Here is a 24,495-nt window from a genome sequence, read left to right as displayed (position 1 = left end):
GTACGGGAGGGGATCTACTTGATCCACTCCGCCCAGTCCATGTTCCAGCCGTTGAGGCCGTTGTCCGGCTGGATCACCTTGTCCTTGGAGTTCTTGACGATCACGACGTCGCCGATGAGGGAGTTGTCGAAGAGCCACGCGGCGGGCGTCTTGCTGTCCCAGGCGCCGCGCACGTCCCGCAGACCGACGCAGCCGTGGCTGGTGTTGGTCGTGCCGAAGATGCTGGACGCGCCCCAGTAGTTGCCGTGGATGAAGGTGCCCGAGGTCGACAGGCGCATCGCGTGCGGCACGTCCTTGATGTCGTACTCGCCGCCGAAGCCGACGGTGTCACCGTTCATCCGGGTCACCTTGAGCTTCTCGCTGATGACCATCTGGCCGTTGTACGTGGTGGTGGCCGGCGCGCCCGCGGAGATCGGGATGTCCTTGATCTGCTTGCCGTCGCGGACCACCTTCATGCGGTGGGAGCTCGCGTCGACCGTGGAGACCTGGCTGCGGCCGATGGTGAAGCTCACCGTCTTGGCCTGCTTGCCGTAGACCCCCGGGCGCCCCTCGACGCCGTCGAGGTCCAGACGCAGGGTCACCTTCGTGCCCGCCGCCCAGTAGTTCTCGGGACGGAAGTCGAGGCGGTCGTTCCCGAACCAGTGGGGCTCGATCTGCACGGCGGGCTCCGCCGTCACGCTGATCGCCTTCTCCACGGCGGCCGGGTCGGTGATGCCGCGGGTGAAGTGGATCGAGACCGGCATGCCGACGCCGACGGTCGAGCCGTCCTCGGGCGTGTACTGGCCGATGAAGGTGTTCTGCGGGACCAGCGTGGTGAAGCTGGTGTCCTTGGCCGACTGGCGGCCCTTGTCGTCCTTGGCGACCGCGTGCACGGTGTACTTGGTCGCGGCGGCCAGGTGGCGGTCGGGCACCCAGCTCAGGCCGTCCTCGGCTATCTTGCCCTCCACGGCCTTGCCCTTGGGGTCGGCCACCTTCACCGTGCTCAGCTTGCCCTTGGCCGCCGAGACCTTCAGCGCCCCGCTGGTCGCCACGTCGTCGGCGCCGTCCTTCGGCGCGATGGTCACCACCGCCTGCGAGGCGCTGGTGTCGGCGGGCTTGGCGCTCCCCGTCCCGCCCTTGCCGTCCGCGTCGCCGGCGGCCGCGTTCCCGCCGCAGGCGGTCACCAGCAACAGCAGCACACCCACGACCGGTGCGAGGAGTCCGGGGGTGCCGCGCCGCCCGCGCCGTCCCCCGCTCGTACCGGCCCGCTCCCCCGATATCGGCTGCCCGTTCAATGTGGTCGTCTCCCCTCGCACGGCCTGGCCCCGCCATGGCCCGCACCCCCGCGCGCTGTACATGCACGCTCCGCGCAAGATAATCACACCGCACGTGGGGAAGAGTTCCCCGGAATGTCACCGTTCCGTCCCAAGTCGCCCCACGGGCCACCCGGGTGGTCCCGGAGGGTGTTCCTCCGGGACCCGCGCAGGTCGGACCGGGGGTCAGCGCAGGGCGGAACCCGCCTTCCACCGGGGCCAGTCGAGGTTCCAGCCGCCGAGGCCGTTGTCCGGGGCGACGGTCCTGTCGGCGGAGTTGACGACCTCGACGACGTCACCGACGAGCGTCCGCTCGAAGAACCATCCGGCCGGGGTGTCCGAGCTTCCGCCCTTCACGTCACGCAGCCCGATGCAGCCGTGGCTGGTGTTCTCCGAACCGAAGATGTCCGGGGACTCCCAGTAGTTGCCGTGCAGGAAGGTGCCGGACCTGGTCAGCCTGATGGCGTGCGGCACGTCCTTGATGTCGTACTCACCGCCGAAGCCGACGGTGTCGCCGTTCATCCGGGTCACCTCGTGCAGCTCGGAGACCACCATCTTCCCGTTGTACGTGGTCCTCTTCTCGGCGCCCGCCGAGATCGGCACGGTGCTGACGAGCTCGCCGTCCCGCCGTACCTCCATGGTGTGCGCCCTGGCGTCGACCAGTGACGTCTGGGAGCGCCCGACGCGGAAGGTCACCTTCTTGCGCTGGCTGCCGTAGACCCCGGGGGCGCCCTCCACATCGCGCAGGCCCACCTCGACGGTGACCTCGGTGCCCGGCTCCCAGTAGGTGGCGGGGCGGAAGTCGAGCCGGTCCGCGCCGAACCAGTGGCCGACCACCTCCACCTCGGGTTCCGTGGTGATCCTGATGGCCTTCTCGACGGCGGCACGCTTGGTCACCGGCCGGTTGAAGTCGAAGGAGACGATCATGCCGGTGCCCACCGTGGAGCGGTTCTCCGGCTTGAAGTAGCCGATGAAGCGGTCCTTGGGGACCAGCGTGGTGAAGGTGGTGCTGCGGGCCGAGCGATGGCCGTCGCCGTCGACCGCGACCGCCTCGACGGTGTACCTCCCGGCCAGCCCGAGCCGGTACCCGCTGTCCCGGGGGGCCCACGACCGGCCGTCCTGTGCGATCCGGCCCGGCACCTCCTGGTGTTCCGCGTCCTCGATCCGTGTGACCTTCACCCGTTCGAGCCGTCCGTCGGGGACGGTCACGCCCAGCCGGGTGCCGGCGCCCACGTTCTCGGCGCCGTCCTCGGGGACGATCCGGATCGCGTCCCCGGGTGCGCGGTCGTCCCCGAAGAACGGTGTCGTCCCGGTGCAGCCCGTCAGTACGGCAAGCACGGTGAACAGTCCTGCCCATGTCCGCACGGCGGCCGAACCCGCCCGTGCTCTCTTCGCTACGTGGTTCACGCTCCCCCAACGATGCCGTCGCCCCGGGGAAACGTGAGTGCGGGGCCCGCCGTGGGCAGAACAAAGGGGGAGGACCACACCAGGAAGGCCGCGGCCGGGACGCCGTACGCCCTCTCTCCGGGTACCGGTCCGAAGAGCCGCAGGAGGCCGAGAGGTGTCGAGCACAGCCGAGCAGGAGGAAGCGCCACGCACCGCGGGGCGGGTGGGGGCGTCCGGACCGGCCCCCGGGAACGATTCCGGCAGACCACCCGTATGGCCGGGTGCACCGATGCCGCTGGGTGCCCGCTTCCGGGTCGGCCCGGACGGTGTGGCAGGCACCAACTTCGCCCTCTGGGCGGGCGGGGCCGAGGCCGTCGAGCTCTGTCTCTTCGACGAGCACGGCGCCGAGACCCGGCTGCCGCTGACCGAACTCACCCATGAGATCTGGCACGGCTTCGTCCCCGGCGTACGCCCGGGGCAGCGGTACGGCTACCGCGTGCACGGCCGCTGGGACCCCTGGACCGGCGCCCGCTGGAACGCGGCGAAGCTGCTCCTCGACCCGTACGCCCGCGCGGTGGACGGTTCGTTCACCCTGCCGCCCGAGGTGTACGGCCATATGAGGGACTGGCCCGACCAGCACGTCGCGGACACCGTGCGCGACGACCGCGACTCCGCGCCCTTCGTGCCCAAGGCCGTCGTCGTCCATGACGACGACGACTGGGCCGAGGACCGCAGGCCCAAGACGCCGTGGGCGGACTCGGTCATCTACGAACTGCATGTGCGCGGCTTCACCAAGCTCCACCCGGACATCCCCCCGGAGCTGCGGGGCACCTACGCCGGGCTCGCCCATCCCGCGGCCGTCGGCCATCTCCGGCGCCTCGGGGTGACGGCCGTCGAGCTGCTCCCGGTCCACCAGTTCGCCCACGAGGACCATCTGCTCAGGCGCGGGCTGCACAACTACTGGGGCTACAACTCCATCGGCTACTTCGCCCCGCACGCCGACTACGCCGCGAACGGCACGGCGGGGGCGCAGGTCGGCGAGTTCAAGCAGATGGTGCGCGCCCTGCACGACGCCGGGATCGAGGTGATCCTCGACGTGGTCTACAACCACACGGCGGAGGCCGGTGAGCTCGGCCCGATGCTGTCCCTGCGCGGCATCGACAACCGGGGCTACTACCGCCTCCAGCCGGACGCCCGCCGCTACGCGGACTACACGGGCTGCGGCAACACCCTGCACGTGGTGCAGCCGCAGGTGCTGAGGCTGATCACGGACTCGCTGCGCTACTGGGTGACGGAGATGGGAGTCGACGGCTTCCGCTTCGACCTGGCGGCGGCGCTCGCCCGCTCCATGCACGACGTCGACATGCTCTCCCCCTTCCTCGCGGTGATCGCCCAGGACCCGGTGCTGCGCCGGGTCAAGCTGATCGCCGAGCCGTGGGACGTGGGCAACGGCGGCTACCAGGTGGGCGCGTTCCCGCCGCTGTGGACCGAGTGGAACGACCGCTACCGCGACGCCGTGCGCGACTTCTGGCGCGGCGCGCTGCCGGACGTGCGCGACATCGGCTACCGGCTCACGGGGTCGAGCGATCTGTACGCCTGGGGCGGCAGACGACCGTACGCCTCCGTCAACTTCGTCACGGCGCACGACGGTTTCACCCTCCGCGACCTGGTCAGTTACGAGCACAAGCACAACGAGGCCAACGGCGAGGGCAACCGCGACGGCACCGACGACAACCGCTCCTGGAACGGCGGCGCCGAGGGCGAGACCGACGACCCGGACGTCAACGCCCTGCGCCGCAGGCAGCTGCGCAACCTCCTGACCACGCTGCTCCTGTCGACCGGCGTGCCGATGCTGGTGGCGGGCGACGAGATGGGCCGTACGCAGGGCGGCAACAACAACGCCTACTGCCAGGACAACGAGGTCAGCTGGCTGGACTGGTCGCTCCTGGAGGACCCCGGGTGGCGGGAGCTGACCGAGCTGACCGCGCGGGTGCTGGCGCTGCGCCACCGCCACCCGGTGCTGCGCCGCCGCGCGTTCTTCGCCGGGACACCGCAGGCCCCGGACGGTCTGCGGGACCTCGCGTGGTTCACCTCGCAGGGCGCGGAGATGACCGAGGGCGACTGGTACGCCCCCGCGGCGACCCTCGGCCTCTATCTGTCGGGGCGCGACATCCCGGGACGCGACGCCCGGGGCGGGCAGATCACCGACGACAGCTTCCTGGCCGTCCTGCACGCGGACCACCGGCCCTGCGACTTCCGGCTGCCGGGCCCGCCCTGGGCCCAGTCCTACGAACTGGTGCTGGACACCTCGCGCGAGGACCAGTCCGAGGCACCGGGCAGCGTCCACCAGGGTGGTGCGACACTCGCGGTGCCCGGAAGGTCGGTGCTGCTGCTGCGTGTGACGGGGTGACGGGACGGCGGGGGCTCAGCCGAGGATGCCGCGCTGGTAGGCGACGGCGACGGCCGCCGCGCGGTCCTTCGCGCCGAGCTTGGCGAAGACATGGGTGAGGTGGGTCTTCACGGTCGCCTCGCTGATGAAGAGCTCGGCGGCGATCTCGCGGTTGGAGGTCCCCCGGGCGACGAGTCCGAGCACCTCGCGCTCGCGCGCGGAGAGCGGTTCGTGGCCCGGAGCCGGGGCGCGCACCCGCGAGACGAGGCGTGAGGCGACGGCGGGTGACAGCACGGTGCGGCCGTCGGCCGCCGCGCGTACGGCGGTGAAGAGCTCGTCGCGGGGCGCGTCCTTGAGGAGGTATCCGGTCGCGCCCGCCTCGATGGCGGGCAGCGTGTCGGAGTCCGTGTCGTACGTGGTGAGGACGAGCACCCTGGACCGGGCACCGAGCCTGGCGAGTTCGGCGATGGCGGCCACTCCCCCGCCGCCCGGCATCCGCAGGTCCATCAGGACGACGTCGGGGTCGAGCCGGGTCGTGAGCTCCACGGCGGCGACACCGTCCGCCGCCTCGCCCAGCACCTCGAATCCGGGCGCCGCCGCGAACATCCCGCGCAGACCGTCCCGTACGACCGGGTGGTCGTCGACGACGAGCAGGGTGATGACGCGCGCGCTTCCGGTGGCCTCAGTCATGTCCGGGCCAGGTTACTGCCCGTCAGGCGCGCCGGACCAGCGGCACCCGTGCGGAGACGGCCGTGCCCAGGCCGGGTTCCGACTCCACCTCGACCGTGCCCGCGATCCGTTCGGCTCGGGCCCTCATCCCGCCGAGCCCGAAGCCGCCCCTGCCGCTGTGCGGGGGGAGGGCGGCCGGGTCGAAGCCGCGGCCGTCGTCGCGGACGTCCAGGGTGATCTCGTCGCCCATGTACGAGAGGGTGACGCCCGCCCGGGCCGCGTCCGCGTGCCGCGCGGCGTTGGCGAGGGCCTCCTCGGCGATGCGGAGCAGGGTGGCGCCGACCTCGTCGTGGAGCGGCTCGACGGTGCCGGTGACGGTGAACTCCGCCCGTACGCCGGTGCGTTCGGACCATCCGGCGACCGTCTTCTTCAGCGCGCCCGGCAGGTCGTCGTCCTCCAGGGCGGCGGGCACCAGGTTGTGGACCGAGCGGCGGGCCTCGCCGAGGCTGTGCCGGGCGAGCGCCGCCGCCCGGTCGACGTGCTCGCGGGCCCGGGCGGGGTCGGCGGTGGAGGTGTGGGCCTGGAGCTGGGCGATGATCCCGGTCAGGCCCTGGGCGAGGGTGTCGTGGATCTCGGCGGCGAGGCGTCGGCGCTCGTCGGCGACCCCCGCCTCCCTCGCCTGGAGCAGGAGCTGGGCCTGGAGGGCGGCGTTCTCGGCGAGGGCCTGCTCCAGCCGGGTGTTGGCGCGTTCCAGCTCGGAGATGGTCTCCGTCTGCCGCTCGGTCCGCTCGGCCTCCCGGGCGCTGATGTTGCCGAAGAGGAGGGCGAGGGAGAAGTGCAGGACGAACAGAGCGCCGAAGGCTGCCCAGTTGGTGGGTGAGGCGGGCGGCATGCCGCTCCCGGACTGCGAACCGGCCATCGTGACGGCGGTGCAGAGCAGACCCACGCGGAAGAGGCGTTTCGGCAGCAGTTCCCCGACGTCGAAGTAGCCCATGATCGCGTAGATGGAGAAGAACGGGTTGGCCCAGCACAGGGCGAAGGCGGTCAGGGTCCGCAGCAAGTAGTAGACCTGCCCGGCCGGCGTCCCCGGGGCGAGCCCGGGCCGGGTCCGGTCCCACCACAGCTGGAGGGCGCAGGCCACGCCGACGAGGGCCGCCGCCGCGTACTTCTCGCCGCCGGTCATCCCGATGAGGTCGGCGGAGAGGACGGCCATCACGACGGAGATGCCGAGCAGGGTGAACGGGCCGTACCTGAAGAACGCCTGCCAGCGCTGTTCGACCGTCATGCCGTCGCTCATCGTGCCCCTCCCCGTCCCGGCCCCAGTCTCCCCTGCCCCGGCGCCCGGGTCACTCCCAGCGGAAGAGCCGGGTCGATCCGACGCCCAGCGCGGCCGTCCACACCACCATGACCGCGAGGTGCGTCCATTCCGGCCAGCCGCCCGACGCGGCCTGGTCGAGCGCCTGGGAGGCGGCGCCGAGCGGGGTGAACTCCACGATCCCGCGCAGCAGGCCGGGCATGGTCTGGACGGGCACCCAGACCCCGGCGGTGAACATCATCAGCAGGTACACCACGGAGCCGACGGCGGTCGCGATCTTGGCGGTCCTGGACAGCGCGCAGATGGTGGCGCCCAGGGCCAGGACGCAGACGACCGCCAGGACCAGGGCCAGCAGGTAGCCGGCCGCCTGCTCCGGCAGCGGTACGCCGAAGGCGGTCCTCCCCACGGCGATGACGAGCAGGGCGGAGCCCAGGGACGCCGCGCCGTGCAGCACGATCTGCGCGGCGAGCAGGGCGGACGGGCGCACGGGGGTCGCCGACATCCTGCGCAGGATGCCGCGTTCGCGGTAGCCGGTGAGGACGGGCGGCATGGCCTGGAGCCCGGCCATGATCATGGAGAGCAGTACGGCGACCGGCACGTACAGGTCGATGACGCTGCGCCCGCCGAGGGCCTCGTCGTCCTCCCGGAAGGAGGGGATCAGGCCGAGGATCGTCAGGAGGACGGCCGGGAAGACGAGGATCCAGAAGAGACTGCCCGGTTCACGGAGGAAGAGGCGGGTCTCGGCCCTGAGTACGGCGGTGAGCGGGCCGTTCGCCCTGGTGGCCGGGGCCGGGGTCGCTGCGGTCGTGGTCATCTCAGGCGTCCTGCTCCGTGAGGTCGAGGAAGGCGTCGTCCAGGCTGGTCTCCAGGACGCGCAGATGGCGGGCGGTGATGTCGAGTCCGGCGAGCAGGGAGATCACGGCCACGGCGGTGTCGTCGTCGCCGTGGACGGTGATCCTGCCGTCCGCCTCCTCGGCCGAGACGGACACGGCCCCCGGCAGCCGGGCGAGTTCGCCCAGGTCCGGGAGGGGTCTCGACGGGGTGAAGGCGATCACCGTGGAGCCGGCGGACCGGTCGATCAGGCCCGCCGGGGTGTCGAGCGCGGCGACGCGGCCCTTGTCGATCACGGCGACCCGGTCGCAGAGCCGCTGGGCCTCCTCCATGAAGTGGGTGACGAGCAGGACGGTCACCCCGCTGTCCCGGATCTCCTCGATGAGGCGCCAGGTGTCCCTGCGGGCGCGCGGGTCGAGGCCGGTGGTGAGTTCGTCCAGCACGACGATCCGTGGATTGCCGATGAGCGCCAGGGCGATGAACAGCCGCTGCTTCTGGCCGCCCGACAGCTTCGCGAAGCGGCGGTCGAGGTGCGCGTCGAGGCCGAGCCGTTCGGCGAGGGCGTACGGGTCGGCGGGGTCGGGGTAGAAGGCGCTGTAGAGCTCCAGCGCCTCGCGGACGGTCAGCTTGGGCTGGAGCTCGCTCTCCTGGAGCTGCGCGCCGAGCAGCCGGGTGACCTGGTCGCGGTCGGCGGCGGGGTCGAATCCGGCGACGCGGACGGTGCCCGCGTCGGGGACCCGCAGTCCTTCGACGCATTCGACGGTGGTGGTCTTGCCCGCTCCGTTGGGGCCGAGAATCCCGAAGATCTCCCCCTCGTCGACGGTGAAGCTCACCCCGTCGACCGCGGGGCGGCCGCCGTAGGCCTTGTGGACCCCGTGTACTTCGATGATTGCCATGCCCGCAAGGATTCCGGCGGGCGGGCGGCGCCGGTATCCGCCGTCACGCTCGGAACGGCATCAGCCGATCGGTTGATGGCGTACTCCGACCCAGGGCTCCCGGCCGGAAAACCACGTGAGCGATGTCAGTGGTGAACCTTAGGCTCGGTCCTGATGCCCGAAGAACCTGCAGAGCCCACGGACCGGTCCGCCGTGCGCTCCCTTCTGCGACTGTGGCCCTATGTCAGACCGGTGCGCGCGCGCTGGATCGGCGCAGCCCTCGTGGCGATACTCGCCTCCTGCCTCGCCCTCGTGATCCCCCTCGTACTGAAGTGGATGGTGGACGGGCCGGTCGCGGACCGCGATCCGGGCGGGGTCTGGCTGGGTGCGGTCTATCTGCTGCTCCTGGGAATCGCCGAGGCGCTGCTCTTCGGGCTCAGGCGCTGGCTGGTGGCACGGCCGCTGGCCGGGGTGGAGGCGTCGATGCGCGCCGACCTCTACCGCCATCTCCAGCGGCTGCCCGTGGCGTTCCACGACCGCTGGCCCTCGGGCCAGCTGCTCTCGCGCGGGACCACCGACCTGATGCTGCTGCGGATGTTCCTGGCCTTCCCCCTGACCTTCCTGCTGGTCAACGGGACGACGATCCTGGTCGGTTTCGTCATCCTCTTCGCCCAGGAGTGGTCGCTCGGGCTGGTGCTCCTGGCGCCCGCTCTCCCGCTGATGATCCTGTGCTCCCTCTTCGAGACGAAGTACTCGCTGGTGGCGCGCCGGGCCCAGGACCAGGTCGGTGATCTGACGACGGTCGTCGAGGAGAGCGTGCTCGGCATCCGCATCGTCAAGGGCTTCGGCCGCCACCGCAGCCAGGCCCTCGCCTTCCGCGCGCTCGCCCGGCGGCTGCGGGCCACGGAGCTCGGCAAGGCCCGGCTGCTCGCGGGGATCTGGGCGCTCATCACCGCCATTCCGGAGCTGGCGATCGGCGCGGCGCTGGTGCTCGGCACGATCGAGGTCGCGGACGGGAACCTGTCGGCCGGGACGCTCGTCGCGTTCCTCTCGACGGCCCTGGCGCTGCGCTGGCCCGTCGAGTCGATCGGCTTCCTGCTGGCGATGAGCCAGGAGTCCGCGACGGCCGCCGACCGCTACTTCGAGGTGATGGACGCCGCCGAGGAGCCGGAGCCCGAAGCGGCTGGAGAGGCGGCCCGGGAGGGCGACCGGGGCATCCTCCTCGACGGGGTGGAGTTCCGCTATCCCGACGCCGATCCCGGCTCCCCGCCGGTGCTCGCCGGGATCGATCTGCACATCCGTCCGGGCGAGACCCTGGCCCTGGTGGGGGCCACGGGTTCCGGGAAGACGACGCTGACGGCGCTCCTGCCCCGGCTGCACGATCTGACCGGCGGCCGGATCCTGCTGGACGGCGAGGACATCGCCGCCATGGAGCGGCCCCGGCTGCGCGAGCTGGTGTCGGTGGCCTTCGAGGAGCCGACGCTGTTCTCGGCGAGCGTCGGCGAGAACGTGCTGATGGGCGCGGAGGGCGCGAGCGCGCAGCAGCTGCGCCGGGCGCTGTCGGTCGCGCAGGCCGACTTCGTGCACGACCTTCCGCAGGGCGTGGACACCCAGGTGGGCGAGCAGGGCCTGAGCCTCTCGGGCGGCCAGCGGCAGCGTCTGGCGCTGGCCCGTGCCGTCGTGGGCGAGCCCCGCTTCCTGGTGCTCGACGACCCGCTCTCGGCCCTGGACGTGCACACGGAGGCACTGGTGGAGGCGGCCCTGCGGCGTGTGCTGGAGGGGACGACGGCCCTGGTCGTCGCCCACCGGCCGTCCACGGTGATGCTGGCCGACCGGGTGGCTCTGCTGTCCGGCGGCCGGATCAGCGCCGTGGGAACCCATCAGGAACTCCTGCGCACCGACGCCGAGTACGCCTGGCTGATGTCCGGTGACCGGGGCGCCGGCGCCCTGGTCCCCGAGGAGGGCAGCACCCGATGACCAGTACGACTGCCGACGGACCCGCCCTGGCCGACGACGACCTGCCGGAAGGCGGGGCGGGGCGGGCGCCGGCCGACGGGGACGCGTTCGACCACGACGACCTGCCCACCCCGCGCGGAGCGACCTGGGCCCTGCTGACCTCCCTGCTCGCCCCGATGCGGGCCAGGGTGGTCGTGGCCTCCCTCGTCCTGCTGCTCCAGCAGGCCGCCGTGCAGGCGGGACCACTGCTGGTCGCGTACGCCATCGACAGCGGTGTGCCCGCGTTCCGGGACCACGACTACGGTCCGCTGGCCGCCGTGGGCATCGGGTACGCGGTGTGCTCGGTGGGGGCGGGGCTCCTCCAGTACGTCTTCATCCGGGCCGCCGCGCGGATCAACCAGGACGTGCTGCTGGATCTGCGCGGCCGGATCTTCCGGCACGCGCAGGCGCTGAGCGTGGACTTCCACGAGCGCTACACCTCGGGCCGGCTGATCTCCCGCTCGACCACGGATGTGGAGTCCCTGCGCGAGCTGCTGAGCGAGGGGCTCCAGGAACTGATCGGCGTGGTCCTGTCCTTCGTGTCGATCTCCCTGATGCTGCTCTGGCTCGACCTCGGCATCGGCGCCATCGCCGTGGCCTCGTTCGTGCCGCTCTACGTCCTGGTACGCACCTACCGGCGGCGTGCGGCGACGGCCTATTCGGCGCGTTCCTCGGCGATCGCCTCGGTCATCGTGAAGTTCGCCGAGACGATGAACGGGATCCGGCCGGTGCAGGCGTTCCGCCGGGAGCGCGCCAACGACGAGGGCTTCGCGGTGCTCAACCACCGCCACGAGCGGACGAACGGCGACGCCCTGCTGGAGATGGCCCGCTATGTCGTCGGCTCCCGCCTCGTCGCCAACACGGCGGTCGCCGCGATGGTGCTCTGGGGCGCCCACAGGGTGGCGTCGGACACGCTGGCACTGGGTGTGCTGGCCGCGGCGGTGCTGTATCTGCGCCGGCTGTACGACCCGATCGACCGGCTCGCGATGTTCCTCAACTCCTACCAGTCGGCGGCCGCTTCGCTGGAGAAGATCGCCGGACTGCTGGCCCAGACGCCGACCGTGCCCGAGCCGGCCGCGCCGAAGGAGCTGCCGGCCCTGACCGGTGACCACCCGGGCCGCGAGGTCACCTTCGACAAGGTCCGGTTCGCGTACCGGACGGGCGGCGAGGTCCTCCCCCGCTTCGCCCTGACGATCCCGGCGGGCCAGACCGTGGCCGTGGTCGGCTCGACCGGCGCGGGGAAGTCGACGCTCGCCAAGCTGCTGGCGCGCTTCTACGACCCGACGGAGGGCCGGGTCCTGCTGGACGGCACCGATCTGCGCGATCTGGCCACGCCCGAGCTGCGCCGGGGTGTGGTGATGGTGACCCAGGAGGCGTTCCTGTTCTCGGGGACGATCGCCGAGAACATCGCGATCGGCCGGCCCGAGGCGACACCCGAGGAGATCGAGCACGCCGCGAAGGCCATCGGAGCGCACGACTTCATCAGCGCGCTGCCGGACGGGTACGACACGGACGTCCGCAAACGGGGCGGCCGGATCTCCGCCGGTCAGCGCCAGCTCGTCGCGTTCGCACGGGCGTTGCTCGCGGACCCGGCCGTGCTGATCCTCGACGAGGCGACCAGCTCGCTCGACATCCCCGGCGAGCGGGCGGTGCAGCGGGCCATGGACACCGTCCTGCACGGGCGCACGGCGGTGGTCATCGCCCACCGGCTGTCCACGGTCGAGATCGCGGACCGGGTCCTGGTGATGGAGCACGGCCGGATCGTGGAGGACGGCACCCCGGCCGAACTCATCAGCGGCGAGGGCAGGTTCGCGGGCCTGCACCGCGCCTGGCGGGAGAGCCTGGCCTGAGCGGACGGGACACCGTACGGCGAAGGCTCCCCGCACGGCGCGGGGAGCCTTCGCCGTGCGGGGGCAGCCGTTCCGCAGGCGGGAGCCGCGCCCGTCCGGTCGGCCGGCGCCTCGCCGAGCCGCCCCTGGACACGGGCCCGCACGGTCTCGATCGGTGCGAACGGGACGGCGCGGAACTGGCCACAGTTCCGCGCCGTCTCAGCACGTGGTCCACCGCCGCCCCGCGTCTGCCGGTTCGAACGCCTTACATTCGAACGGAATCTCAACTCACCCTGCGACGCAAGGCCCGACGGCCTCTCGGCACGCCCCGCACGGCGTCCGGATGACACACGGTGAAACGTCCGCTTAACGAACACGGCTCTTCCGGCAACGGACGACTTCCGGCCAATGTGTTGACGCGGTCCTGACATAGCCGTGCTCCGGCTGGCACTCTTCCCCCGTTCCGCGCACCGCCTGCTCTGCCCGGCCGGCTCACCCAGTCGGCCGTCGCCCCCCTCGCAGAAGGAGTCCGCGTGAGACCCACGCCCAGCCGTCGTGCCACCGCGACCGGCGCTCTGATTGCCGCAGCAGCCCTCCTCGCCGTCGGAATCCAGGGCGGTGCCGCATCGGCCGCCCCCGAAGGCTCCACCGCGGCACCGGCCGCGGCGGTGAAGGGAGCCGACCCCGGCGCCCTCCCCGCGAAGCTCTCCCCGGCGCAGCGCGCCGAGTTGCTCAAGGAGGCCAACGCCACCAAGGCGGCGACCGCCGAGGAGCTCGGACTGGGAGCCACGGAGGCACTCGTCGTCCGCGACGTCACCAAGGACGTCGACGGCACGACCCACACCCGCTACGAGCGCACGCTGGGCGGCCTGCCCGTCCTCGGCGGCGACCTGGTCGTCTCCGAGACGAAGGCCGGGACGACCGAAGGCGTCACCAAGGCGTCCAAGGCGACCGGCGCGCAGCTGAAGGCGGTCGGCACCTCGGCCGACGTGGCCCCGGCCACCGCCGAGAAGCAGGCGCTCACCGCGGCCCGCGCCGACGGCTCGAAGAGCACAGAGGCGAGCAAGGCCCCGCGCAAGGTCGTCTGGGCGGCGAGCGGCACCCCGCAGCTCGCGTACGAGACCGTCGTCGGCGGCCTCCAGCACGACGGCACCCCGAACGAGCTGCACGTCATCACGGACGCCTCGTCGGGTGCCAAGCTCTACGAGTGGCAGGCCATCGAGAACGGCACCGGCAACACCCAGTACAACGGCACGGTGACACTGGGAACCTCCGGCTCCGGGACCTCGTACAACCTGACGGACACCGCGCGCGGCAACCACAAGACGTACAACCTCAACCGGGGTACGTCCGGCACGGGCACGCTCTTCTCCGGCACCGACGACGTCTGGGGCAACGGCAGCGCGTCGAACCTGGAGACCGCCGCGGCCGACGCGCACTACGGCGCCGCGGAGACCTGGGACTTCTACAAGAACGTCATGGGCCGCTCCGGCATCAAGGGCGACGGCGTGGGCGCGTACTCCCGTGTCCACTACGGCAACAACTACGTCAACGCCTTCTGGTCCGACAGCTGCTTCTGCATGACCTACGGCGACGGCAGCGGCAACCTCAAGCCCCTGACCTCGCTGGACGTGGCGGCCCACGAGATGACGCACGGCGTCACCTCCAACACCGCCGGCCTGGTCTACAGCGGTGAGTCCGGCGGCCTCAACGAGGCGACCTCGGACATCTTCGCGGCGGGCGTGGAGTTCTACTCCAACACCGCCCAGGACCCGGGCGACTACCTCGTCGGCGAGAAGATCGACATCAACGGCGACGGCACACCGCTGCGTTACATGGACCAGCCGAGCAAGGACGGCGCGTCCAAGGACTACTGGTACTCGGGCATCGGCTCGGTCGACGTCCACTACTCCTCGGGCCCGGCGAACCACTTCTTCTACCTGCTCTCCGAGGGCAGCGGCGCCAAGACCGTCAACGGGGTGTCCTACAACTCCCCGACCTCCGACGGGCTCCCGGTGACCGGCATCGGCCGGGACAAGGCGCTGCAGATCTGGTTCAAGGCGCTCACCACGAAGTTCACCTCCACCACGAACTACGCCGCCGCCCGCACCGGCACCCTCGCCGTGGCCGGTGAGCTGTACGGCACGACCAGCGCCGAGTACACCGCGGTGGCCAACGCGTGGGCGGGCATCGCCGTGGGCTCCCGCCCCGGCGGCGGCACCGACCCGGACCCGGGCGGCACGGTCTTCCAGAACACGACCGTCAGGGCACTGGCCGACCGGAGCACCACGAACATCCCGGTCGTCGTCAGCGGCGTCACCGGCAACGCGCCCAGCGACCTGTCGGTGGCCGTCAACATCACCCACACCTACCGCGGTGACCTCGTCATCGACCTGGTGGCCCCGGACGGTACGGCGTACCGGCTGAAGAACTCCTCGTCGAGCGACTCCGCGGACAACGTGGTGGCGACCTACACGGTCAACGCCTCGTCCGAGGTGGCCAACGGCACATGGAACCTGAGGGTCCAGGACGCCTACTCGGGCGACACGGGCACCTTCAACAGCGTCAAGCTCACCTTCTGAGGACGGTGTCCGGACGCTGAGCGAAAGGCCCGGGGGAGCAACCCTCCCCCGGGCCTTTGCGGCGTTCCGGCGCTCGGGCCTCTCCGGCGCCTCGCGGCCACCGCCGGGCCGGCGCGCGCCGCTCAGCCCGGGATGTTCTGCTCGGCCCAGACGACCTTGCCGGTCGCCGTGCGGCACGAACCCCACCTGCGGCAGAGCAGGTTGATGAGCTGGAGTCCCCGGCCGCCCTCGTCGCTGACGTCGGCGTGCTGGATCTGCGGCAGGTCGGGCCCGGTGTCGGCGAGCTCCACCTGGAGCCGCTCGTCGTACAGCAGCCGGAGCCGGCCGGGGCCGCCGCCGTAGCGCAGGGCGTTGCCGACGAGCTCGCTGACGACCAGTTCCGTCACGTCCGCGAGCTCTTCGAGGCCCCACCGGGTGAGCTGCTCGGTGACCAGCTTGCGCGCGGTCGAGGCGGGGTTGCCCTCCGTGGGCAGGTCCCACTCCGTCAACCTCACGTCGTCGGCGAGCTCATGGCCGGCCGCGACCAGCAGCACCGCCTCGTCGAACCGGCCGTCGTCCCGGCGCGGCGCGGTGAGCGGACCTCCGGCGTCGAGCTGCTCGGGCTCCATCGCGGCCACGGCGGCACGCAGCCCCTCCAGCTGTACGTCCACGTCGTCGGCCCTGGTCTTGATCAGCCCGTCGGTGTAGAACACCAGCCGCCCGCCCGCCGGGCCGCGCAGCCTCAGCGGGTCGTACGGGATGACCCCGGCGCCCAGCGGCGCCCCGACCGGCACGTCCGGATAGCGGGCGGTGCCGTCAGCCTCGACCAGCAGCGGTGGCGGGTGACCGGCGCTCGCGATGGTGTAGCTGGAGTCCGCCGGGTCGTAGACCGCGCAGAGGCAGGTGGCGACCTGGTCGTCCTCGAGGTCGCGGGTCGCGAGGTCCAGCCGGGCGAGCACCCGGTCGGGCGCGATGTCCAGGGTCATGAGCGTCCGGGCGACGGTCCGCAGCCGGCCCATCGTCGCGGCGGCGGGCAGGCCGTGTCCCGTGACGTCACCGACGACCAGCGCCGTGCGCCCGCTGGGCAGCGCCACCACGTCGTACCAGTCGCCGCCCACCCCGTGCGCGTCGACGGCGGGAGCGTAGTGGGCGTGCACCCGCAGGCCCGGGGTGTGGGGTGTGGCACGCGGGAGCAGGGACCGCTGCAAGGAAACGACATGCTCGCGCTCGCGCCCGTAGAGCCGGGCGTTGTCGATGAACACCGCTGCTATGGAGGCGAGTTGACCCGCGAGATCCAGATCGGCGCGGTTGAAGGGCGGGCTGTTCCCGGCGCGTACGAAGTCGGCGGAGCCCAGCAGGACGCCACGGGCGATCAGCGGCACCGCCATGTAGCTGTGCACGCCCTGGCGCCGCATCGCCCGCGCCGCGCTCTCGGTGGGCGTGACGCGCTCGTAGTCCTCCAGGGTCATCCGGCTGACCAGCACGGGCCTTCCGTTGCGCAGGCACTCGGTGGTCAGCAGCGTCTCCCGGCGCTCCCTGCGGTCGACCACCTCGCCGACCGGAGCGGGTTCGAGGCCGCTGAGCGCGGCGATGGCCCGGACCGCCATGGCGCGGGTGACGGGGACGGCCGAGCCGGTGACGCGCTCGCCCTCCTCGCCTCGCAGCACGGACTCCAGTACGTCGACGGCGGCGCCGTCGGCCAGTCTCGGGACGCTGAACCCGGCCAGTTCCTCGGCCGTGCGCTCCAGGTCGAGGGTGGTGCCGATCCGGGTGCTCGCGGCGTGGAGCCAGCGCATCCGGGCCGCGGTGGTGAAGCGGTCGGGCTTCGGCGGGTCGGTTTCCGGCCGCCGGATGTGCAGCGGGCGGGAGGTGCCGTTCCGCGCGGCCAGCCGACGCGTCAGGCGTCTTGCTCGGCCACCGCCGCCGTTCACCGTGCTGACCTCCACTCGCGCCCCGGGGAACGCCTCGCCGTCACATCGGCGCTGCTGGGCAGCACCGGCACGGCTGTCATGTTAGCGAGATCACGGCGAAAACACCCCTGCCGGTTCTCACGGGCGGGACCGGTGGGCACGGCAGTGGGCCCGGCGCCGCACACGCGCCGGGCCCACCGGTGGCCGTGGTCTCAGCGCAGGACCACCCCGCCGCCCTCGACCGTGGCCGCGTTCGGCACCGCGACCAGGCCGAGTTCCGCGCCCGAGGCGAGCAGCGGATGGGCGGGCAGCACGCGCACGGTGTAGCCGTAGGGGCCCGTGCGGTCCAGGGCGAGCGGGCCCTCGTACAGCCAGCGGTCCTCCAGGTCGTGTCCGCCGGCCGGCTTCAGCGGGAACGTCTGCGCCTCCGCGATGGCGTCGCCGGAGTCGACGCGCCCGGCGACCACCTGCACCTCGACGTCGTCCGGGTCGAGTCCGCCCAGGGCGATCCGGACCCGGAGCGCCAGGGTGGACCCCAGCTCGGCCGAGCCCCCGACGACCGTGTCGGCCGTGGCCTCCACATGGTCGACGGCCACCTGCGGCCAGGCCGCGCGGATCCTGGCCTTCCAGGCGGCGAGCTCACGGGCCGTGCCCGGCTCCAGGGCACGGCGGGCCAGTGCGGCGGGGGCGTAGAGCCGCTCGACGTACTCCCGGACCATGCGGCCCGCGAGGACCTTGGGGCCGAGGGTGACCAGGGTGCGGCGGACCATCTCGATCCAGCGCTCGGGCAGGTCCTCGGCGTTGCGGTCGTAGAAGCGCGGAGCGACCCGGTCCTCGATCAGCGAGTAGAGCGCGCCGGCCTCCAGCTCGTCGCGCCGCTCCTCGTCGGTGGCGGAGCCGTCGGCGGTGGGGATCGCCCAGCCGAAGTCCGGCTCGAACCACTCGTCCCACCAGCCGTCGCGCACGGAGAGGTTGAGGCAGCCGTTGAGCGCGGCCTTCATCCCGCTGGTGCCGCACGCCTCCAGGGGGCGCAGCGGGTTGTTCAGCCAGACGTCGCAGCCCGGGTAGAGCTTCTGCGCCATCCCCATGCCGTAGTCGGGCAGGAAGACGATGCGGTGGCGCACCTTCGGGTCGTCCGAGAAGCGCACCAGCTCCTGGACCAGCCGCTTGCCGCCGTCGTCCGCGGGATGGGCCTTGCCCGCGACGACGATCTGGATGGGGTGTGTCGGGTGGAGCAGCAGCTCCCGCAGCCGGTCGCGGTCGTGGAGCATCAGCGTCAGCCGCTTGTACGAGGGCACCCGCCGGGCGAAGCCGATGGTCAGCACGTCCGGGTCGAGGACTCCGTCGATCCAGCCGAGCTCCGCGGTGCCCGCGCCGCGCCTGCGCCAGGAGGCGTAGAGCCGCTTGCGGACCTCGGTGACGAGCTGCTCGCGCAGTCCCCTGCGCAGGTCCCAGATCTCGCGGTCGGGCACGGCGGTCACCGCGTCCCAGCGCCTGGGGGTGCCGGCCGCCCCTCCGCCGGTGCGGTCGGTCGTGCCGACCTCGGCTCCGGCGAGTGCGTTCTCGGCCCGTTCGGTGCCGAATCTGCTGGCGCCGAGCCGGAGAACCTCGGGGGCGACCCACGTCGGGGCGTGCACCCCGTTGGTCACCGAGGTGATCGGCACCTCCGAGGGGTCGAATCCCGGCCACAGTCCGGAGAACATCTCCCGGCTGACGGAACCGTGCAGGGTGGAGACGCCGTTGGCGCGCTGGGCGAGCCGCAGGCCCATCACGGCCATGTTGAAGAGATCGGGCTCGCCGCCGTCGTAGGTCTCCATCCCGAGGCGCAGGATCTTCTCCACGGGGACGCCGGGCAGCTCGCCGTCGTCACCGAAATGACGGGAGACGAGCTGGCGTTCGAATCGGTCTATCCCGGCGGGGACCGGGGTGTGGGTGGTGAAGACCGCGCCGGCCCGCACGACCTCCAGGGCGGCCTCGAAATCGAGTCCGGTCTCGGCGAGTTCCCGGATGCGTTCGAGGCCGAGGAATCCGGCGTGGCCCTCGTTGGTGTGGAACACCTCGGGGGCCGCGTGCCCGGTCAGCCGGCAGTAGGTGCGCACGGCGCGCACCCCTCCGATGCCGAGCAGCATCTCCTGGAGGAGCCGGTGGTCGCTGCCGCCACCGTAGAGCCGGTCGGTGACGTCGCGCTCGCCCGGCGCGTTCTCCTCGACGTCGGAGTCGAGGAGCAGCAGCGGGACACGCCCGACGTGGGCCTGCCAGACCGAGGCGTACAGGGAGCGTCCGCCGGGCAGGGCGAGCACCACTCTGCTGGGCGTGCCGTCGGCCTCCCGCAGGAGGGTGAGCGGCAGCTCGTTGGGGTCCAGGACGGGGTAGTGCTCCTGCTGCCAGCCGTCCCTGGAGAGGGTCTGGCGGAAGTAGCCGTGGCGGTAGAGCAGCCCGACCCCGACGAGGGGCACGCCCAGGTCGCTGGCGGCCTTGAGATGGTCGCCGGCCAGGATCCCGAGCCCGCCCGAGTACTGGGGCAGGGCGGCGGTGACCCCGAATTCCGGGGAGAAGTAGGCGATGGCCGCGGGGAGCTCCGCGCCCTGGGAGAGCTGGTTCTGATACCACCTCGGGCCGTCGAGGTAGGCCCGCAGGTCCTCGGACACCTCGGTGAGACGGCGCAGGAAGGGCTGGTCCGCGGCCAGCTCGGCGAGGCGCGCGGCGGAGACGGCGCCGAGCAGGCGCACGGGGTCGGCGTCCGCGGGCCGCCAGCCCTCCGGGTCGACGGCCTGGAAGAGCTGTTGGGTCTCGGTGTGCCAGGACCAGCGCAGATTGCGGGCGAGGTCGCTGAGCGGTCGCAGGGGTTCGGGGAGGACGGGACGCACGGTGAATCGACGAATGGCCTTCACGTATCCCACCTTTACAGGGGACGTACGGATCCGAGGGGACGCACGACGGTGGGCGCCCTCTCCGTCACCCTCGACGGTAGCGGTGTGCCGCTGTACGCAACCACGGCGCACGACCGGCTCAGTGGGCCCGCCCCGGCATGATCCGCCCGCCCTCGCTCCCCGTACGGCACCGGGCGCGCCCTCCTCGATCCGCCTCCCGGGACACTCCCGCCACGCGAACCACACGCGTACCTCCGGCCTCTGACGTCCCCTGGGCCAGATGCGCCAGTTGTGCCCCCTTCTGTCACGGGCGATATGGCTGATTTCCCCTCCTCGCTCGGACTTGTGGCACCCCCCGTCGCAGGGAAGGCTGCGGAGGTGCCCACGTGCCGGCCGGGGGAACGGCGCGCGGCCCACAGCGCGTGCACCCGTTGCACCCAGGAGTTAACACGCCGCCGGGTTGGCCGCCCGAAAACGGTGGGAAGGCTCCCCCGGTACACACCCCCCGCGCTGCACATCCCAGGTGCCCCGGTCCGAGGTCGAACCCCCGTGCACCTGCCATTCGAGTCCATTCGAGTGAACGCGGACAGGAGCGGCCATGCCCACAGCCCGCCAGCCGACGACCGAGCAGCTACAAAGGACGCAACCCCACCATCGCGGCGCGCGCGGTCAGCCCTTCACGCCCATGTCGCGCGCCGTGCATGCCGAGCTCCGACCCCCAGGTGATTCCATGATCGGTCGCATTCCCGTCCTGGACGTCCGTCCGCTCGTCGACTGCGGCAGACGGCCGGCCAAAGCCGTCGCGGGCGAGACCTTCGAGGTCAGCGCCACCGTGTTCCGCGAGGGGCACGACGCGGTGGCCGCCAATGTCGTCCTGTGCGATCCGAGCGGACGGCCCGGCCCCTGGACGCCGATGCGTGAGCTCGCCCCCGGCACGGACCGCTGGGGCGCGGATGTGACCCCGGAGTCCGAAGGCCGCTGGACCTACACCGTCGAGGCGTGGAGCGATCCGGTCACCACCTGGCGTGCCCACGCGCGGATCAAGATCCCGGCGGGCATCGACGCCGCCCTGGTCCTGGAGGAGGGCGCCCAGCTGTACGCCCGCGCCGCCGAGGGCGTGCCGAAGAAGGACGGGCGCGAGGCGGTACTGGCAGCCGTGGACGCCCTGCGCGACACGAACCGCGCCGCGGAGTCCCGGCTCGCCGCCGCGCTGGCCCCCGACGTGGACGAGGCACTCGGCCGCCACCCCCTGCGGGAACTGGTCACCGCCTCCCGCCCGATGCCGCTGACCGTCGAGCGCCGGCGCGCCCTCTACGGCTCCTGGTACGAGCTGTTCCCCCGCTCCGAGGGCGCACGCCTGGAGGAGCCGGCACCCCCGAAGCCCGCCCGCAAGCCGCGCGCCACGAAGACGGCGAAGACCGCCAAGACCGCCGCCGCCACGCGGAAGAAGAGCCCGGCGGTCACCGCGGAGCTCCCCCCTCAGGCCCCCAGGCTCGTCAGCGGCACCTTCCGGACGGCCGCCGAGCGGCTGCCCGCCGTCGCCGCGATGGGCTTCGACGTCGTCTACCTCCCGCCGGTGCACCCCATCGGGACCACGCACCGCAAGGGTCCCAACAACAGCCTGACCCCCGGCGCCGAGGACCCGGGGGTGCCCTGGGCGATCGGCTCGGCCGACGGCGGCCACGACGCGATCCACCCCGATCTCGGCACGATCGAGGACTTCGACCACTTCGTCGCGACGGCCCGCACCCTGCGGATGGAGATCGCGCTGGACTTCGCCCTCCAGTGCTCCCCCGACCACCCCTGGGTGACCGAGCACCCGGACTGGTTCCACCACAGGTCCGACGGGACCATCGCCTACGCCGAGAACCCGCCCAAGAAGTACCAGGACATCTATCCGATCGCCTTCGACACGGACATGAGCGGGATCGTCGCCGAGACGGTCCGCATCCTCCGGTTCTGGATGGACCACGGCGTACGGATCTTCCGCGTCGACAACCCGCACACCAAGCCGGTGGTCTTCTGGGAGAAGGTGATCGCCGACGTCAACCGCACCGATCCGGACGTGATCTTCCTGGCGGAGGCCTTCACCCGCCCGGCGATGATGCGCACGCTGGCCTCGGTCGGCTTCCAGCAGTCCTACACCTACTTCACCTGGCGTAACACGAAGCAGGAACTCACGGAGTACGTCACCGAGCTCTCGGGCGAGAGTTCCTCGTACATGCGGCCCAATTTCTTCGTGAACACGCCCGACATTCTTCCCGGTTACCTCCAGGAGGGCGGCCGTCCCGCCTTCGAGGCCCGGGCCGTGCTGGCCGCGACGCTCTCCCCCTCCTGGGGCGTGTACGCGGGCTTCGAGCTGTACGAGAACACCCCGGTGCGTCCCGGGAGCGAGGAGTACCAGGACTCGGAGAAGTACCAACTCAGGCCCAGGGACTGGGAGTCGGCGGAACGTGAGGGCCGCTCGCTCGCTCCCCTGATCACCTCCCTCAACCGGATCCGGCGTCGCCATCCGGCGCTCCAGCAACTGCGCGACGTGCACTTCCACTCGGTCGACAACGAGGCGCTGATCGCATACAGCAAGCGCTCCGGTTCGAACATCGTTCTGGTGGTCGTCAACCTCGACCCTCACCACACCCAGGAGGCCACGGTCTCGTTGGACATGCCGCGTCTCGGCCTCGACTGGCACGAGAGCGTGCCGGTGCGCGACGAGCTCACCGGCGACACCTATCACTGGGGCAGAACCTTCTATGTGCGCCTCGAGCCGGGCGTCACGCCCGCGCACATCGCGGTTCTGCGACCGTCCCCGCCGACCGGAGGGTCACCCACGCCATGATCGTCAATGAGCCTGTCCACGACCTGTTCGAGGACACTCCCGCCAAGGACCGCGATCCCGACTGGTTCAAGCGCGCCGTCTTCTACGAGGTACTCGTCCGGTCCTTCCAGGACTCCAACGGAGACGGCGTCGGTGACCTCAAGGGCCTCACCGCCAAGCTGGACTACCTGCAGTGGCTGGGCGTCGACTGCCTCTGGCTGCCGCCGTTCTTCAAGTCGCCCCTGCGCGACGGTGGTTACGACGTCTCCGACTACACCGCGGTGCTGCCCGAGTTCGGCGATCTCGCCGACTTCGTGGAGTTCGTGGACGCCGCGCACCAGCGCGGCATGCGCGTGATCATCGACTTCGTCATGAATCACACGAGCGACCAGCACGACTGGTTCCAGCAGTCCCGCACCGACCCGGACGGGCCCTACGGCGACTACTACGTCTGGGCCGACGACGACAAGCAGTTCCCGGACGCGCGGATCATCTTCGTCGACACGGAGACGTCCAACTGGACCTTCGACCCGGTCCGCAAGCAGTACTACTGGCACCGGTTCTTCTCGCACCAGCCCGATCTCAACTACGAGAACCCGGCGGTGCAGGAGGAGATCATCTCGGCCCTGCGCTTCTGGCTGGACCTCGGCATCGACGGCTTCCGGGTCGACGCCGTGCCCTACCTCTACCAGCGCGAGGGCACCAACTGCGAGAACCTCCCCGAGACCCACGGCTTCCTGAAGCGGGTCCGCAAGGAGATCGACGCCAACTACCCGGACACCGTGCTGCTGGCCGAGGCCAACCAGTGGCCCGAGGACGTCGTCGACTACTTCGGCGACTACACGGCCGGCGGCGACGAGTGCCACATGGCGTTCCACTTCCCCGTGATGCCACGGATCTTCATGGCCGTACGGCGCGAGAGCCGCTACCCGGTCTCGGAGATCCTGGCAAAGACCCCGGAGATCCCGTCCGGCTGCCAGTGGGGCATCTTCCTGCGCAACCACGACGAGCTCACGCTCGAGATGGTCACGGACGAAGAGCGCGACTACATGTACGCGGAGTACGCCAAGGACCCGCGGATGCGGGCCAACATCGGCATCCGCCGCCGCCTCGCGCCGCTCCTGGACAACGACCGCAACCAGATCGAGCTGTTCACGGCGCTGCTGCTGTCGCTGCCCGGTTCCCCGATCCTCTACTACGGGGACGAGATCGGGATGGGCGACAACATCTGGCTGGGCGACCGGGACGCCGTGCGCACCCCGATGCAGTGGACGCCGGACCGCAACGCCGGTTTCTCCTCCAGCGATCCGGGGCGGCTCTACCTCCCCACGATCATGGACCCGGTCTACGGCTACCAGGTCACCAACGTCGAGGCGTCGATGGCCTCGCCCTCGTCGCTGCTGCACTGGACGCGGCGGATGATCGAGATCCGCAAGCAGAACCCGGCGTTCGGCCTCGGCTCGTACAACGAACTGCCGTCGTCGAACCCGGCGGTGATCGCGTTCACCCGTGAGTACAAGGACGATCTCGTGCTGTGCGTCCACAACTTCTCGCGGTTCGCGCAGCCGACGGAGCTCGATCTGCGGGCCTTCAACGGGCGTCATCCGGTGGAGCTGATCGGCGGGGTGCGCTTCCCCGCGATCGGTCAGTGGCCCTACCTGCTGACCCTCGCGGGCCACGGTTTCTACTGGTTCCGCCTGAGGAAGGAAGCTCCGGTCGCCTGACCGCCGGTGACGGTCGGCTGACGGCGCCTCATCG

The 24,495-nt window shown here is 71.5% G+C and carries 14 protein-coding genes; 6 read left to right on the top strand and 8 right to left on the bottom strand.

The window, feature by feature from the left end; translation table 11 throughout:
* Window positions 1–14: 14 nt before the first annotated feature.
* Window positions 15–1,274, bottom strand: a complete 1,260-nt coding sequence (locus AMK10_RS05790) for a L,D-transpeptidase (protein ID WP_073745393.1) — start codon at window positions 1,272–1,274, stop codon at window positions 15–17.
* Between the two features lie 204 nt (window positions 1,275–1,478).
* The gene (locus AMK10_RS05785) at window positions 1,479–2,699 is read right to left on the bottom strand and encodes a L,D-transpeptidase (protein ID WP_073745391.1); all 1,221 of its coding nucleotides are present in this window, start codon (window positions 2,697–2,699) and stop codon (window positions 1,479–1,481) included.
* Between the two features lie 268 nt (window positions 2,700–2,967).
* On the opposite strand from AMK10_RS05785, the gene glgX reads away from it, so the two are divergent.
* Window positions 2,968–5,088, top strand: coding sequence for a glycogen debranching protein GlgX (gene glgX / locus AMK10_RS05780; RefSeq protein ID WP_107428373.1), 2,121 nt, complete (start codon window positions 2,968–2,970; stop codon window positions 5,086–5,088).
* Between the two features lie 15 nt (window positions 5,089–5,103).
* On the opposite strand, the gene AMK10_RS05775 is transcribed toward glgX, so the two are convergent.
* Genes AMK10_RS05775 through AMK10_RS05760 form a run of 4 tightly spaced genes read right to left on the bottom strand, consistent with a single transcriptional unit; the run spans window position 5,104 to window position 8,778 of the window.
* On the bottom strand, window positions 5,104–5,757 hold the full coding sequence (locus tag AMK10_RS05775) for a response regulator (RefSeq protein WP_073745387.1): 654 nt from the start codon (window positions 5,755–5,757) through the stop codon (window positions 5,104–5,106).
* 22 nt (window positions 5,758–5,779) lie between these two features.
* A complete protein-coding gene (locus AMK10_RS05770) occupies window positions 5,780–7,033 on the bottom strand; it encodes a sensor histidine kinase (RefSeq protein ID WP_073745385.1) in 1,254 nt (417 codons plus the stop codon).
* Window positions 7,034–7,082: 49 nt separating this feature from the next.
* Window positions 7,083–7,865 carry an ABC transporter permease gene (locus AMK10_RS05765; protein ID WP_073745383.1) on the bottom strand — a complete coding sequence of 261 codons (783 nt, stop codon included), beginning with the start codon at window positions 7,863–7,865 and terminating at the stop codon, window positions 7,083–7,085.
* 1 nt (window position 7,866) lies between these two features.
* Complete coding sequence (locus AMK10_RS05760; RefSeq protein ID WP_073745381.1) at window positions 7,867–8,778, bottom strand: ABC transporter ATP-binding protein; 912 nt, start codon at window positions 8,776–8,778, stop codon at window positions 7,867–7,869.
* 153 nt (window positions 8,779–8,931) lie between these two features.
* On the opposite strand from AMK10_RS05760, the gene AMK10_RS05755 reads away from it, so the two are divergent.
* From AMK10_RS05755 to AMK10_RS05745, 3 genes are all read left to right on the top strand, one after another.
* On the top strand, window positions 8,932–10,734 hold the full coding sequence (locus AMK10_RS05755; RefSeq protein WP_073745379.1) for an ABC transporter ATP-binding protein: 1,803 nt from the start codon (window positions 8,932–8,934) through the stop codon (window positions 10,732–10,734).
* Complete coding sequence (locus tag AMK10_RS05750) at window positions 10,731–12,602, top strand: ABC transporter ATP-binding protein (protein ID WP_073745377.1); 1,872 nt, start codon at window positions 10,731–10,733, stop codon at window positions 12,600–12,602. The genes AMK10_RS05755 and AMK10_RS05750 overlap by 4 nt, the downstream gene beginning before the upstream one ends.
* Window positions 12,603–13,114: 512 nt before the next feature.
* The gene (locus AMK10_RS05745; protein WP_073745375.1) at window positions 13,115–15,163 is read left to right on the top strand and encodes a M4 family metallopeptidase; all 2,049 of its coding nucleotides are present in this window, start codon (window positions 13,115–13,117) and stop codon (window positions 15,161–15,163) included.
* Between the two features lie 122 nt (window positions 15,164–15,285).
* On the opposite strand, the gene AMK10_RS05740 is transcribed toward AMK10_RS05745, so the two are convergent.
* Window positions 15,286–17,073: a SpoIIE family protein phosphatase gene (locus AMK10_RS05740; RefSeq protein ID WP_382563709.1), complete on the bottom strand. Its 1,788-nt coding sequence runs from the start codon at window positions 17,071–17,073 to the stop codon at window positions 15,286–15,288.
* Between the two features lie 191 nt (window positions 17,074–17,264).
* Entirely contained in the window at window positions 17,265–19,943 is a 2,679-nt protein-coding gene (gene glgP / locus AMK10_RS05735) for an alpha-glucan family phosphorylase (RefSeq protein WP_073745371.1), read from the bottom strand.
* 709 nt (window positions 19,944–20,652) lie between these two features.
* On the opposite strand from glgP, the gene AMK10_RS05730 reads away from it, so the two are divergent.
* Window positions 20,653–22,758: an alpha-1,4-glucan--maltose-1-phosphate maltosyltransferase gene (locus AMK10_RS05730; protein ID WP_073745369.1), complete on the top strand. Its 2,106-nt coding sequence runs from the start codon at window positions 20,653–20,655 to the stop codon at window positions 22,756–22,758.
* Complete coding sequence (gene treS / locus AMK10_RS05725; protein ID WP_073745367.1) at window positions 22,755–24,461, top strand: maltose alpha-D-glucosyltransferase; 1,707 nt, start codon at window positions 22,755–22,757, stop codon at window positions 24,459–24,461. Before AMK10_RS05730 ends, treS begins: the two co-directional genes overlap by 4 nt.
* The last annotated feature ends 34 nt before the right edge of the window (window positions 24,462–24,495 follow it).

This window comes from Streptomyces sp. CB02058, from assembly GCF_001905505.1.
In the GTDB taxonomy this organism is placed as follows: domain Bacteria; phylum Actinomycetota; class Actinomycetes; order Streptomycetales; family Streptomycetaceae; genus Streptomyces.
Note: the sequence above shows the minus strand (reverse complement) of the source record. Positions and strands in the feature narration are given on the sequence as shown.